Genomic DNA, 15,471 nt, shown 5'->3' on the forward strand with positions numbered 1-15,471 from the left:
ATATAGCCCACGGTTTCAACCGTGGGAACTTATTAAAAAGAGACCAAGCGAAAAAATATAAATAAAGAAAAGTCCGAAGCTTCAAACTTCGGACTTTTTTATTCCCTATTCAAGGTGGATATAATTCTATTTGTATAAATGGATTCTTTAGTGTTTTAATATAGCCCGCGGTTTCAACCGTGGGAACTTATTAAAAAGAGACCAAGCGAAAAAATACCAAAATAAAAAAGTCCGAAGCTTCAAAACTTCGGACTTTTTTATTTTGGTATTTATTAGAATTAATTCTCTTTATATAAAAAATGAATTCAAGTATTTTAACATTACAATAGTTTCAACCATAGAAATACAAATGCAGATTATTATATTTTAAATTGGCAACAACCATTAATAATTAACCATTATCAATTAACAATTAACAATTAACAATTATCAAACCTACCATTCATTTACTTTATTCGCATCCATTTTAAGGAAAATAAACAACAATATAGTAAAGCCCCAAAGTCCAGAACCTCCGTAAGAAAAGAAGGGCAGAGGAACCCCGATTGTAGGGAAAATTCCAATTACCATTGCAATATTTACAAAGAAGTGTATAAATAGAATTCCGGCGACACAATATCCATAGACTCGGCTAAATTTAGTTTTCTGCCTTTCGGCTAAATAAATTACGCGAAGCAATAGTCCAACGAAAAGAGCAATAACTGTTAGAGAACCTGCAAAACCCCATTCTTCACCAACTGTTGTAAAGATATAATCGGTATGTCGCTCTGGAACGAAACCTCCTTTGGTTTGTGTTCCTTCCAAGAAACCTTTTCCGATCCATCCTCCAGACCCAATTGCGATTTCAGACTGGTTGGTATTGTATCCAATACCTTTCATGTCTACAGTTTTACCCAATAAAATATTGAAACGGTCTCTATGGTGTTGTTTAAAAACGTTATCAAAAACATAATCAACAGAAAAAACAAAACCAGAGATTAAGACTAATAATATAGCGCTTAAAATTATATTTCGGTCAACAGCCCTGCCTTTGAAGTGGATAATGGCTAAGACCACAAATGCGATTATGACTACTACGTAAGGTTCTAATACCAATGTAAGTACAAAAAGAACAATAGTGATAAAAGCAGTCCATACGTACCAAGATGGTAAACCTTCTCTGTAAAGAACAAGTATAAAAACACTATAAATTAACGCACTTCCAGGGTCTGGCTGTGGTAAAATTAATAATACAGGCAAGAACATAATTGCTAAAGCCTGAATCTGTCTATTGGTTTCTTTTAAGTTAATCTGCGTGTCACTTAGGTATTTAGCCAAAGCCAATGACGTTGCGGCTTTTGCAAATTCTGACGGCTGTAAAGTAAAACTTCCTATGGCATACCAGCATCGCTGACCAGCAATTGTTTTTCCAAAAAGGAACAATCCTGCAAGAGATAATAAAGAGACTCCAAAGATAATACTGGCATATTTTTCATAAAACTTACCATCAACAAAAAGAACAACAAATATCAAAGGAATTGTACAGCAGATAAAAATAAGCTGTTTTTGATAAGTCCCGTCTGTTGATAACAAAGAAGACGAATAAATATTCAACCAGCCTAAAGTTACCAGCGCAACGTAGATAAAGACACTTATCCAATCGATATTATTTTTTACACTTTGATTTCTCATTTGAAATAATCTTTCTAGTTTTTCTTAGTAGTGTCTACTGCTGTTTTTTTAACTTCAGTTTTTGGTGCTGTAGTAACTGGTGCTTTTGGTTTTACGATTTTGGCTTGTAAAACAGAATCTTTTGGAACAGATTCAATTTTAAGAGCTTCACTGATTCCTCCTAATTTCGCATATTCCGAAAGTAAACTTTTGTTTAATACTCTTATTTCCAAATCAGTTCTTGTGATTTTTTTTCTAAGATATTTTTCAATCATTAAACTCGCAATCGGACCTGCAACTGTTGCTCCAAAACCTCCATTTTCAATCATAACTGCGATAGCAATTTTCGGATTGTCTTTTGGTGCGAAAGCTACAAATATCGAGTGATCTTTTAATTTCTCTCTTTTACCATTTATTTTAGCGTAGTTCTCTGCAGTTCCTGTTTTTCCGCAAATATCGATACCTTCAACTCTAAGCGCATAAGCGGTACCTTTGTTGTACACGTCAAATAAACCACTAATAACAGGCGGGAAATATTTTTGATCGATAGAAGTAACATGTTTAGTAGTAAACTTCTCGTCTATTTTTTCTCCTTCTATCTGTTTAATGATATGAGGTGTGTAATAATAACCTTGATTGGCAACAGTAGCCATCATGTTTGCTAATTGAATTGGAGTCATTAAAACTTCTCCCTGACCAATTGAATTCGAAACAATTGTTGAACTTCTCCAGCCTCCGTTAGGATAAATTCTTTTATAGGTTTTAGAAGTTGGAATATTTCCTTTTTTTCCAGTTGGAAGATCGTAACCCATAAATTGTCCTAAACCAAAACTTCTTACGTGATCGCTCCAAACATCAACAGCTTTTCCTGGATCTTTATATTTGTTAATGGTTAACATATATGCTTGACCAAAATAAGTATTACAAGAATTGTAAATACCGTTATGCAATTGATGTGGACCAAAACCATGGCATTTCATAAATCGGTCCGCCATAACTAAATCCGTGATGACACATAAAAGTAGTCTGTTCATTAACGACTCCTTCTTGAAGTGCAACTAAACCAGTTAAAATTTTAAATGGAGAACCAGGAGGGTATTCGGCTAAGAGTCCTCTGTCATATAATGGTTTTGCGATAGAGTCATGATATAAAAGCGTGTAGTTTTTAGATCTTTGTCTTCCCACCATAATACCAGGATCGTAAGAAGGAGCGGTTACTAGTGCTAGAATTTCTCCTGTTTTAGGCTCAAGAGCTACGATACCACCTCTTTTGTTGATCATCAATTCTTCACCGTATTTTTGAAGTTCGGCATCAATAGTGATGTTGATATCTTCTCCCGCAACGGCAATAGTATCGTATTTGCCTTCTTTGTATGAGCCAATCTCACGGTTGTATTTATCTTTCTGAATGTATTTTACACCTTTAATTCCACGTAAAATCTCTTCATAGCTTTGTTCAACGCCTTGTTGTCCAATTAAATCTCCACTATTGTAATACGGATTTTTTTCAATTAATTTTTCATTTACCTGAGTGATAAAGCCAAAAATATTAGCTCCGTAATCTACTTCATAATCACGCAAAGATCTTTTCTGAAAATAGAAACCTTCGTACTTTCTGATTTTCTCCTGAAAAGCGGCAAATTCAGTTTTGTTTAATTGCGATAAAAAAACAGATGGAAGCCTTGGACTGTAAACTTTTGCTTTTGCAATACGCTTATTGTAGTCTTCTTGGGTAATATTCAAGAGCGCACAAAATTCGGCAATATTAAGGTCTTTCTTTACTTCTCTAGGAATCACCATGATATCATAAGAAGCCTGATTGGCAACTAAAAGTTTTCCATTACGATCGTAAATGTAACCTCGTTCAGGATAATCATAAACTTTTTTGATCGCATTATTTTCTGATTTCAGTTTAAAAGAATCGTCAATAATCTGCAGATAAAATATCCTGATCACTAGCAAAGATGCCGCAATAATAATTATAGTGGGCGACAGAACTTTTCTCATCGTTTATTGGGCTTAATAAGATAAATTATTATTATCGAGGTGATTATGGTGAAAATAGAGCTAAATAAGGTTCGGAGTAAAATGTCCCAAATAAATTTGAATTGGAAAGCCTCCAAAATAAATAGTACAATGTGGTGCATTAAAACCGAAACCAAAATAAATGAGAATCGCTCTGGCGTTAAAGATTCATTAAGTTTTATCGTTTGGTATTCGTAACTGAGTCCAAAAGAAAACTTGAAAATATAAGGCCTGTAATATGCCAGAATTACACATGCAGTTGCGTGTATTCCGCCGGAATTACAAAACATATCCATGGTTAAGCCAAGCAAAAAGCTGGAAATAATTAAACCTGCTTTATTACTGTTTACTGGATATAAAATTATATACAAAATGTACGGAAAAGGACTTATGTATCCCAAGAAATTCATATTGTTGAAAATAACAATCTGAATTGCCAGCAAGATAATAAATCTGAAAATATTTACCAACAAAGCGCTATTCATTTTTTTCTTTGCTTTTGTTTTCTAAATTAATAAGTTCTTCTCTGTCCTTACTTTTGATCACATACACGTGTCCAAGGTTTGTCATGTCGTTAAATAACTTAACTTTTATGACATAAAAACTGGTATTTTCTTTCTGGTATACAATATCAACTGTTCCGATATTTATTCCCTCTGGGAAAATTACAGATTGGCCTCCTGTTACAATAGTATCACCTTTTCTAATAGACGCTAATCTAGGAACATCTTCTAACTGAACAAATCCAGTGCTTTTTCCATCCCAAGTTAACGAACCAAAGTGATTTGATTTTTTGATCTTAGCATTAATGTGTGATTTCATATTCAAAATACTAACCACAGTTGAATAATTTGGCGAAGTATTGTCTACAACTCCAATAATTCCTAAGCTGTTAATAACACCCATATCTTGTTTAATTCCTTCTTTGCTTCCAGAATTTAAAGTGATATAGTTTTCGTGTGTATTGTATGAGTTGTGGATTACTTTTGATACAATTATATCAGCAGGTTTTACCCCTTTGATACTGTCTGGCAAAGCTGGTTTCGTGGTGTCTTCTTTGTTAAATAAAAGACTTTTTAATCTTGCGTTTTCAAGTACAAGTTCGTCATTTTCAGCTCTTAGACTCAAATATTCATTTACACGATTAATTCTTTCATAAACACCGCCGCTTAAAAAATTGGCAGAACTTATTACTCTGCTTCTGTGAAAGGAATGAGATTGAATTGTGAGTCCTAATGAAATACCTAAAAGCAAGAAAAACAGTAGTCTATTACTGTTTCTTATAATAAAATTAAAAATTTGTCGCATTTCTTGTTTGGTTATTTTGTTTCAGGATATGCTTTATGGTTTCAGGTTTTATAAGGATCAAATATTAAAAATCTGATCCTTATAAAAGTAAATTGATTGTTATTTTGAATCTTATTTGATTAAGATGCTTTTAAATTTTGCAATATTTTTAAGGGCCATTCCTGTACCGCGAACAACAGCTCTTAATGGATCTTCTGCAATATAAACAGGTAAATCTGTTTTTTGAGAAATACGTTTGTCAAGACCTCTCAACATAGATCCACCACCTGCTAAATAGATACCAGTATTGTAAATATCGGCGACTAACTCTGGTGGAGTCTGAGATAATGTTTCCATTACCGCATCTTCAATACGTTGAATAGATTTATCTAAAGCTTTTGCAATTTCACGGTAAGAAACATCTACTTGTTTTGGTTTCCCTGTAAGTAAATCTCTTCCTTGAACAGACATATCTTCTGGCGGTCCATCTAAATCTTCGATAGCGACCCCAATTTGAATTTTTATTTTTTCAGCAGTACTTTCTCCAACAAAAAGGTTGTGTTGTGTACGCATGTAATAAACAATATCATTAGTGAAAACGTCACCTGCAATTTTTACAGATTTATCACATACAATACCGCCTAAAGCGATTACAGCGATTTCTGTTGTACCACCCCCGATATCAACAATCATGTTTCCTTTTGGTCGCATGATGTCAATTCCAATACCAATTGCGCTACCATTGGTTCGTGAATTAAGTAAACTTCTTTTCCGTTTACTCTTTCACAAGATTCTTTTACCGCACGCATTTCAACCTCAGTAATTCCAGAAGGAATACAAACCACCATTCTTAGTGCTGGAGTAAACATTCTCTTTTTTTAACGCAGGAATACTTTTAATGAACATATTGATCATTTTTTCTGACGCGTCAAAATCTGCAATTACACCATCTTTTAAAGGCCTTATGGTCTTGATGTTTTCATGCGTTTTACCTTGCATCATGTTGGCTTCTTTACCAACAGCGATGATTTTGCCTGATACTCTATCACGGGCAACGATAGAGGGGCTGTCAATAACAACTTTGTCATTATGAATGATTAAAGTGTTTGCGGTACCAAGGTCTATCGCAATATCCTCGGTCATGAAATCAAAAAATCCCATAAGTTTTTTAGGGGTTTAAAATGTTATAAATTATTTTGAACAAAGTTAAACAAATTAATGTTTAAAATGACGTGTTCCAGTAAATACCATTGCAAGATTATTTTCGTTGCAATAATTTATGCTTAATTCGTCTTTTATTGAACCTCCTGGCTGAATTACTGCTGTAATTCCTGCTTTTTTAGCTAATTCAACACAATCCGGAAACGGGAAAAATGCATCACTTGCCATAGAAGCACCAGTTAAATCAAATCCAAAAGCTTTTGCTTTGTCAACAGCTTGTATTAATGCGTCAACTCTTGATGTCTGACCTGTTCCAGAAGAAATCAATGTTCCGTTTTTAGCAAATACAATAGTGTTTGATTTTGTATTCTTGCAGATTTTTGAAGCAAAGATCAAATCTTCGATCTCTTGAGCAGTAGGTTCTGTAATGGTAACGGTTTTTAAATGCTCTTTATTATCTGTAATATTATTTCTGTCCTGAATTAACAAACCATTAAGACAAGTTCTTACTTGGCGAGATGGTAATTCAACTTCATTTTGAACTAATATAATTCTGTTTTTCTTTTCTTGTAAAACTGTAACTGCCTCATCATCATAAGCTGGAGCAATTACTACTTCGCAAAATAATTTATTGATTTCCTGAGCTGTGGCTAAATCAATTTTTGTGTTAGAAATTAACACGCCGCCAAATGCAGAAGTAGGATCACAAGCCAAAGCAGCCTAAATAAGCTTCGCTGATAGTTTTTCTTGAAGCTAAACCACAAGCATTGTTATGTTTTAAAATGGCGAAAGTTGGTCCGTCAGTTTTAAATTCTGCAATTAAGTTTACTGCAAAGCATCAACATCAAGTAAATTGTTGTATGATAATTCTTTTCCGTGAATTTTGTTGAACATTGCATCAAAATCTCCAAAGAAGAATCCTTTTTGGTGTGGGTTTTCACCATATCTTAAAACTTGGCCATTTGCAATACTTTCTTTGTAAATAGTCTCGTCTGTATTGAAATAATTAAAAATCGCTCCATCGTAGTGAGAAGAAACATGGAATGCTTTAGTAGCCAATAATCTTCTGTTTTCAAGAGTCGTTGCTCCATCTTGCTCTGTAATTAAATCTAAAAGCAGGCTGTATTCGTTAACCGAAGCAACAATTACAGTGTCTTTGAAATTTTTTGCACCAGCACGGATCAATGAAATACCGCCAATATCAATTTTTTCAATAATATCTTGTTCGCTTGCTCCAGAAGCAACTGTTTTTTCAAAAGGATACAAATCAACGATAACTAAATCGATTTGAGGAATATCAAATTCCTTCATCTGCTGTACATCACTTTCGTTATCTTGACGATTCAAGATACCGCCGAAAATTTTTGGATGCAAAGTTTTAACTCTTCCTCCAAGAATTTCAGGAAATGAAGTAATGTCTTCAACAGGAACTACAGGAATTCCAAGGTTTTTAATGAAATCTTCAGTTCCTCCAGTAGAATAAAGTGTAACATTTTGTTCGTGTAATTTTCTAACGATTGGTTCTAATCCATCTTTAGAAAAAACAGAAATTAATGCCGATTGTATTTTTTTAGTTGTGCTCATTGTGTAGTTATAATTTTGAGACTGCAAAAGTAGTTTTTTTATACATTATTTTAAAAAAAATAGTGTAACAAAATGCTAAAAAAATCTACTGATGAGTAAGTTAACTTTTATTAGGTTTTTGATTTTAAATTATTGAATTTTACTTTATTGAAAAATACATAAATATGCTTGTTTATTTAAGATTATTAAAAGAAAGTCTGAGCTTTGCCATCAATGCTTTGCGAAATAATAAATTGCGTACTTTATTGTCGCTTTTAGGTGTTACAATAGGTATTTTTTCAATCATCGCTGTTTTGGTCGCAGTTGATTCTTTAGATAAAAAAATCTCTAAAGATTTGAGCAGTTTAGATAAAAATACGATTTATTTAATGAAATTTAACTTTGGGCCTTCAGAAATTCCACAATGGAAAAGAGAACAGTTTCCAAATGTAAAGTATGATGAATATATTGCTTTGAAAAATTCAATGAATGATACGGATCAAGTAGCGTATCAGCTTTTTGTAAATAGAGAAAGTTTAAAATACGATTCTAAAACAGTCAGCGATGTAAATATTGTTCCTTCGTCAAGCGAAATGGTCGATATTGACGGACTAACTTTTGATAAAGGAAGATTTTATAACGAATCAGAATCCAATTCAGGTACGGCAGTTATTGTGCTTGGATATGATATTGCTGATGGACTTTTTGGTTCAAGTGATCCAATTGGAAAAAATATTCGTTTGTACGGGCAGCCGATTTACCGTTATTGGTGTAATGGCAAAACAAGGAGCTGGTTTTTTTGGAGACAGTAATGATACGTCTGTTTATCTTCCGGCTAATTTTTTACGCAGAATGTACGGCGACAGCGACGCTATGACTCCAGTAATTGTTCTTAAACCGGTTAAAGGTGTAGATATGGAGGCATACAAAGCGCAAATAGCTCAAAAATTGCGCTCGATTCGAGGAATGAAAGCAGGGGAGATGGATAATTTCTTTATTAATGTGCTTTCTGGATTTACCGATTTTATTGATGGAATTTTGGGACAGATGAATGTAGTAGGATGGATTATAAGTGGATTTTCTCTTCTTGTTGGCGGTTTCGGAATTGCTAATATTATGTTCGTTTCGGTTAAAGAAAGAACAAATCTTATCGGAATTCAAAAGTCGTTAGGAGCTAAAAATAAATTTATCTTATTCCAATTTTTGTTCGAAGCTGTAATTTTATCTGTAATCGGTGGAATTATTGGTCTTTTGATGGTTTGGGGAATTGCTGTTGCTTTAACCAAACTGCTTGATTTCGAATTTGTTTTAAGTTTAGGAAATATTCTTTTAGGAACTGGTTTAGCCGCATTTATTGGCTTAGTTTCTGGAATATTACCTGCTATTTCTGCTTCAAATCTAGATCCTGTTGAAGCTATTCGAACGGGGATGTAATGATTCTTTTGTGTTATATAATTATATTTTGAGGAATATAAATTGTTAGGTATTGGTGTGTAGATAATTTAAATCAATAAGAATGAGCTTTATCCTAAAAAATGTCGACACAGTTGAGTCTATTTCTAGAGAGGACTTTAAAAAGAACTATTTAGATAAAAGAAAGCCACTAATTATAAAAGGACTAACAAAAGACTGGCCTGCACGAGAAAAGTGGTCTACAGATTATTTTAAAGAAATTGCAGGAGATATTGAGGTAAAGCTGGTTGATAATTCTAAAGCAGATCCCAAAAAAGTAATCAATGCCTCTATCTCCAATATGAAATTTGGGGATTATCTTGATTTAATAAAAAGAGAGCCAACGCATACAGCGTATTTTTTTCTTCAATCTTTTCAAACACAGACCTGAATTAATCAATGATGTAAAAATTCCCAAAGAATTAATGGGCGGTTTTATAGAAAGTATGCCTGCCATGTTTTTTGGAGGTTCGCAAGCTTTTACATTTTTACATTACGATATCGATCTGCCTCATCTTTTTCATACCCATTTTGGAGGCAGAAAACATATTATATTGTTTGATAATAAATGGAAAAAAAGACTTTACTGTATTCCAAATACTACTTACGCTTTAGAAGATTATGATGTTGCGAATCCAGATTTTGAAAAATTCCCTGCTCTAAAAGGTGTTGAAGGTTACGAGGTTTTTCTGGAACACGGTGATACTTTATTCATGCCGACCGGAATGTGGCACTGGATGCGCTACATTGATGGTTCTTTCTCTTTGAGTCTTCGTGCATGGGATTCTTCTGTAACTCGAAAAATGGCTAGCGTTTGGAGTTTGTTTATGCATGGAGCAGTAGACAGCGCTATAAAAATAGTTTTTAGAGAACGATATGCAATTTGGAGAGAGAAGTTAGCTTTTAAAATTGCGGAAAAGGAATTGAAAAAGGATTTGAAAAAAGCGAGGTAATTTAATTTTTTGTCTTTTCTAATTTTGGTTTTATGAAAGGAAATGTAATTCTGTTTTTATTCCATTTAATTTGTTGCGAATTATAATATACGCTTGTTTTCTTATATTTTAAAACTGTGTCTTCTTCCTGCGTCGTTCTTCTTATAAAATGACTAATATTCTTTTTATTCAAATAATCAAAAAGCAAGTTGTTTTTAATAGTGTCATTTTGAGAAGCAATGATTAAAATTTTTTTATATTCTTCTTTTTTTGGAATATTTTTTGAAAGAAAATCAATGATTCTTGCTTGTGGGACTTTCAGTATATTGTTTGGTTTTAAAGCTATAAAATGCGGTACAGTATCACTTGCGGGTATTGTTCCACATCCGTATCTCATAAATTCTTTTTGATAATAATAGTAATCTCCTTTATTGTCAATAATAAGCTGGTTTCCCGAATAGAAACCTCTCGGAGGTGGCGGACTTTTTGGATTTCTTTTTGTAATGAGTCATAATAATTTTGAAGTTTTCTGTCTTCATAAGAAATGATGTAATCTTTATGTTTTACAGTCGTATTTTCTTCTTTTTTACTGCAATTCAGAAAAATAAAACAAATCATAAAACCAATAAAAATTCTCGCCATAGAAATAAGATTTAAAATTAAAGATATAAAAAAATCCCATCAGCCGAAGCGAATGGGATTTTATATGTTTTAGAAGTTCAAAAACTATCTAATATCATTATTTTGAATCAAATCAATATATAAATTGATTTTATCTTTTAATTCTTTTCTAGGCGTGATAAAGTCTAAGAAACCGTGCTCTAAAAGAAACTCAGCAGTTTGGAAACCTTCTGGTAAATCTTTTCCTGTAGTATCACGAACAACACGCGGACCAGCAAAACCAATCAAAGCGCCTGGCTCAGAGATATTGATGTCTCCTAACATTGCGTAAGATGCAGTTGTTCCTCCAGTTGTTGGATCTGTACAAAGAGAGATATAAGGTAATTTAGCTTCAGCTAACTGCGCTAATTTTACAGAAGTTTTTGCTAATTGCATTAAAGAATAAGCGACTTCCATCATACGAGCTCCACCAGATTTAGAAATCATTACAAAAGGAAGTTTGTTTTTGATCGCGTGATCAATTCCTCTTGCTATTTTTTCACCTACAACTGCTCCCATAGATCCACCAATAAAGGCAAAATCCATACAGCATATTACAAGTTCTCTTCCTTTAGATTTTCCTACTCCAGTACGTACAGCGTCTTTAAGATGAGTTTTTTCCATTACATCTTTCAATCTCTCTGCATATTTTTTTGTATCCACAAAATGCAAAGGATCTTTTGATGTCATGTTTTTATCTAACTCAACAAATTCGTTGTTGTCGAATAAAATTTCAAAATAGGTTGCGCTTCCAATTCGAACGTGAAAATCATCTTCAGGACTTACGAATAAGTTTCTCGCTAATTCGTCTGCATCAATAATTTTTCCAGTAGGAGATTTGTACCACAATCCTTTCGGAACGTCCATCTTGTCTTCTGTCGCGGTCGTAATCCCTTTTTCTTGTCTTTTAAACCAAGCCATTTGTTCTAGTTTTCAGTGTTCAGTAAATCAAATTTCAGTGTTCAGGTTATTAATTTAGTGTTCAGTTTCAAACTGAACACTAAAAACTGAATACTGTTTACTTTTATAAAGTGTTTACGTTATTCAAGTCAGCAAAAGCTTGTTCAAGTCTTGCGTTGAATGTTACTTCGCTTTCACGAACCCATCTTCTTGGATCGTAATATTTTTTGTTAGGAACATCAGCACCTTCTGGGTTACCAATTTGTGATTTCAAATAGTCAAGATTTTTAACCATATAATCACGGATTCCTTCAGTATATGCAAATTGTAAATCTGTATCGATGTTCATTTTGATAACTCCGTAGCTAATTCCTTCTCTGATTTCTTCAAGTGTAGAACCTGAACCTCCGTGGAAAACGAAATCTACTGGATTGTGTCCAGTGTTGAATTTGTTTTGTACGAAATCTTGAGAATTTTTTAAGATTTTTGGAGTTAATTTTACGTTTCCTGGTTTGTAAACACCGTGAACGTTTCCAAAAGCGGCGAGCAATTGTAAATTTAGGACTTACTTTAGATAATTCTTCGTAAGCATAAGCTACTTCTTCTGGCTGTGTATATAATTTTGAGCTGTCAACATCAGAGTTGTCAACACCATCTTCTTCTCCACCTGTAATACCAAGCTCGATTTCCAATGTCATACCCATTTTACTCATTCTAGCTAAGTATTCTTTACAGATCTCGATATTTTCTTCGATTGGCTCCTCAGACAAATCGATCATATGAGAACTGAATAATGGTTTTCCTGTTTCTGCAAAATGTTTTTCAGAAGCATCTAACAAACCATCGATCCAAGGCAATAATTTTTTTGCACAATGGTCAGTATGTAAGATTACAGTTGCTCCGTAAGCTTCTGCTAACGCATGAATGTGTTTTGCTCCAGCGATTCCACCAGCGATTGCCGCTTTTTCACCAGCATTTGATAATCCTTTTCCAGCGTTGAATTGTGCTCCTCCGTTAGAAAATTGAATGATAACCGGCGCATTTAATTTTGCCGCAGTTTCTAGAACTCCATTAATTGTGCTAGATCCTGTAACGTTTACTGCAGGTAAAGCAAATCCTTTTTCTTTCGCATAGTTAAAGATTTCCTGAACTTGATCTCCTGTAGCTACTCCGGGTTTGATATTGTGTGCCATTGTAATTTTTTTTATAGTTGTTTTTAGTTTTTAGGTTGCAAAAATAAGAATTAATTAGCATTAGAACGGATAATTTATTCCAAAATTTAAAACCGAGTGCCCAAAATTGTATTCTTTAAACCATCTGTCTCCCTTCTCATGTGCCGGATTATAGGTCTTAAAGCCTAAATCTAAACGAATCACAAAAAAGCTTAAATCGTATCGTAAACCAAATCCTGTTCCTAAAGCAATTTCATCTAAATCGTTTAAGTTGTCGAATTTTGCTTTCTCATCTATGACATTATCGAGCACATTCCAGATATTTCCGGCGTCTGCAAAGATAGCTCCTTTGACATCTCCGGCAATCTTAAAACGAAATTCGGCGCTCGTCGCGATTTTCATATTTGCCTCATTAAAGTCATTTACAGCATTGGTGCTTCCTGGGCCTAGAGCGTAGGGTCGCCAGGCACGATTGTCATTTGAACCTCCGGCATAATAACTTCGTGAAAACGGAATGTAATTGGAGTTTCCAAACGGAACCGCAATTCCAAAGAAACTTCTAACAGCTAAAACTCTTTCTCTTCCAAAATCCCAGTGTTTAATGTAATCAAACTCCGTTTTAATATATTCCGAATATTCCAGATTGAAAATTTCGTAGTTTCCTCTTGAGTTTTTAGGCAGATTTCCAATACTTGAAACCGCAGACAATAATGTTCCCGCAGATTCTATTTTTGTTCTAAATTGATAAAAATTATTATCGGCTAAATCTTTCTTAGTTGTCTTTGTAAAAGAATAACTCGTTGCCAGGATAAAATCATTTTCTGTCAAACGCACTCTTCTTTCTTCTATACTTTCTACATCTTGATACTCTGGATTGTCTGGTGTCAAGGCCGTTTGTCCATTCAAAACATTATTTGTAAAACCTGTAGTTCCATCCGGTATTGTTAGGTTTTTTCTATCTTGTTCTTCTTGGGTTGTTCCCCAGTTTGAAATATCAGTATTATAATCTTTCCCGATATTATTCAGATCGCGGTAAGACGACGTGTATACATTAAAATAATTATTAGGATTTAAGTTACGAACAAACTGTGCATTTAATAATTCTAGTTTTGCTGTATTGTAACGTTTTGGCGTCCAGTTGTAGGCAATACCACCCGTGAAATTTTCCTTATCCAAACCAATATTTCGCTGTTTAGAGAAACCAGAAGTTATGGTTGTATAAGGAATCATACTTTTAGGAATGATTTTTTCGGTTCCAAATGGCAGTAAAATTCTCGGAAAGTTTAGTTTAACATCCAATCCATATTCAGAAACATTAAAGAAATTGTTGTTGGGATTGGCCATGTCTCTAGAAGAACCAATATTCATACGGGCAGAAATTTCTAAAGTCTCCGCACGATTAAACACATTTCGTATAGTTTCAGAGATACTGGCTCCAATTCCAAAATCTTGAATATTAGAATGCGTTACGTCAAAAGTTGCTCCAAAACTGTATTTTTTTCTCGGCGTCAAATACACTTTTGCAATGAGCGACTGCGCTGTAGAATCTCTTTTGTCTACTTCATATTGTATCGACGGATAGTTAAAAATCTTTAAATTGTTCAAATATCGAGAGGAAAGAGTTGTTCTAAAATCTGCAAAAGTACTTCCCTTAGTAATAAAAATTGCATCTGTAATAGCGCGGGGTTTATACTTTAATTTGTTATAACTATAAAGATTAAAGTTTTTGTAAGTGGTGCTGTCAGTAGGTTTCTTTTTAGAATTTGTCTGCAGAATAATCGGTGTAGATATTAACATCACTGATCTTGTATATTTTAAAAGGCTCTGTACGACTTGAGTCTCTTTCCTGAATGTTGTTGTTGCCAATGTTTAAAGTAACATCGGCTTTGGCTTTTTTACCAATCGTATCAATGTCAAAAGTTACATAAGTAGGCTGGAAGTAATAGGCACCGTGATTTCTGAAATAAGTGGTGATACGGTTTTTTTCTTCCTCAAAATCTGTAGTTTTGTACTGATTTCCAGATTTTAGTAACGAAGGCTCATTATTGGTTTTGTATAATGAATCTAAAGCAGGAGTCATTATATTAGTTTTGATGGTATCCAGTTTATAAGCTGGTCCGGTAGTAATGTTGTAATTAATTGCGGCTCTTTTACGTCCAAGGCTGTCAATTGTATAATCTGTCAAGACATTAAAATAACCGTTGTTAAAATAATAGTATTTTAAACGGAGTAATGATTTTTTAGTCTTCGAAGTATCAATAATTACCGGCGGTTCACCTGTGTTTTTTAGAAATTCGTGAATTCCTTTATAGTAAAAAGACTGCCCAAGACGGTCAACTTGTTTTGCAGAATATATTTTAGACATGCGTTCATATTTACCAGGATTATTTTTGAATTTTGCCTGATAAGTTGAATCTGGGTTTAAATTGGCTAAATTGTATAAATTTAATCGGAGTTTATAACCTAATAATGTACCATTTGGTTTTTGGTACATTTGGTTGGAGGCAACTTCATCGTTTGTCGATTTGCCATTTACTAGAATATTATTTTTTACAAGAAGATTTTTTCCATCGGGAACTCTTTTTACGGCATTACAAGCGCAAATTAATATTGCAATTAGAAGAAATGCTATTATTTTTGTGGAATTATTTTTCAAGTGTTTTTTAATA

6 protein-coding genes and 7 pseudogenes are annotated in these 15,471 nt (G+C 33.6%); 2 read left to right on the forward strand and 11 right to left on the reverse strand.

All coding sequences use genetic code 11. From position 1 onward, the window contains the following. Nucleotides 1-435: 435 nt before the first annotated feature. From rodA to purH, 6 genes and pseudogenes are all read right to left on the reverse strand, one after another. Entirely contained in the window at nt 436-1,671 is a 1,236-nt protein-coding gene (rodA, locus tag ACZZ95_RS07945; protein ID WP_463468649.1) for a rod shape-determining protein RodA, read from the reverse strand. Between the two features lie 14 nt (nt 1,672-1,685). After that, a pseudogene (gene mrdA / locus ACZZ95_RS07950) lies at nt 1,686-3,657 on the reverse strand (penicillin-binding protein 2). Beyond that, the gene (locus ACZZ95_RS07955; protein ID WP_113677349.1) at nt 3,654-4,160 is read right to left on the reverse strand and encodes a rod shape-determining protein MreD; all 507 of its coding nucleotides are present in this window, start codon (nt 4,158-4,160) and stop codon (nt 3,654-3,656) included. Before ACZZ95_RS07955 ends, mrdA begins: the two are co-directional and overlap by 4 nt. After that, entirely contained in the window at nt 4,153-4,983 is an 831-nt protein-coding gene (mreC, locus tag ACZZ95_RS07960; RefSeq protein WP_463468650.1) for a rod shape-determining protein MreC, read from the reverse strand. Before mreC ends, ACZZ95_RS07955 begins: the two co-directional genes overlap by 8 nt. Nucleotides 4,984-5,094: 111 nt before the next feature. Beyond that, nucleotides 5,095-6,123, reverse strand: a pseudogene (locus tag ACZZ95_RS07965) (rod shape-determining protein). 54 nt (nt 6,124-6,177) lie between these two features. Then, nucleotides 6,178-7,707, reverse strand: a pseudogene (gene purH, locus ACZZ95_RS07970) (bifunctional phosphoribosylaminoimidazolecarboxamide formyltransferase/IMP cyclohydrolase). 164 nt (nt 7,708-7,871) lie between these two features. On the opposite strand from purH, the pseudogene ACZZ95_RS07975 reads away from it, so the two are divergent. Further along, nucleotides 7,872-9,120, forward strand: a pseudogene (locus tag ACZZ95_RS07975) (ABC transporter permease). An 82-nt stretch (nt 9,121-9,202) separates the two neighbouring features. Next, nucleotides 9,203-10,091: pseudogene (locus ACZZ95_RS07980) on the forward strand (cupin-like domain-containing protein). Between the two features lies 1 nt (nt 10,092). On the opposite strand, the gene ACZZ95_RS07985 reads toward ACZZ95_RS07980, so the two are convergent. The 5 genes and pseudogenes from ACZZ95_RS07985 to tamL form a co-directional block, all read right to left on the reverse strand. Then, the gene (locus ACZZ95_RS07985; RefSeq protein WP_463468651.1) at nt 10,093-10,467 is read right to left on the reverse strand and encodes a hypothetical protein; all 375 of its coding nucleotides are present in this window, start codon (nt 10,465-10,467) and stop codon (nt 10,093-10,095) included. Next, entirely contained in the window at nt 10,464-10,712 is a 249-nt protein-coding gene (locus ACZZ95_RS07990; RefSeq protein ID WP_463468652.1) for a hypothetical protein, read from the reverse strand. Before ACZZ95_RS07990 ends, ACZZ95_RS07985 begins: the two co-directional genes overlap by 4 nt. A gap of 84 nt (nt 10,713-10,796) precedes the next feature. After that, nucleotides 10,797-11,651: an acetyl-CoA carboxylase, carboxyltransferase subunit beta gene (gene accD / locus ACZZ95_RS07995; protein WP_463468653.1), complete on the reverse strand. Its 855-nt coding sequence runs from the start codon at nt 11,649-11,651 to the stop codon at nt 10,797-10,799. 103 nt (nt 11,652-11,754) lie between these two features. Further along, nucleotides 11,755-12,823 (reverse strand): annotated as a pseudogene (gene fbaA / locus ACZZ95_RS08000) (class II fructose-bisphosphate aldolase). A 60-nt stretch (nt 12,824-12,883) separates the two neighbouring features. Beyond that, a pseudogene (gene tamL / locus ACZZ95_RS08005) lies at nt 12,884-15,458 on the reverse strand (translocation and assembly module lipoprotein TamL). Between the last annotated feature and the right edge of the window lie 13 nt (nt 15,459-15,471).

This window comes from Flavobacterium sp. AC267 (assembly GCF_979258715.1).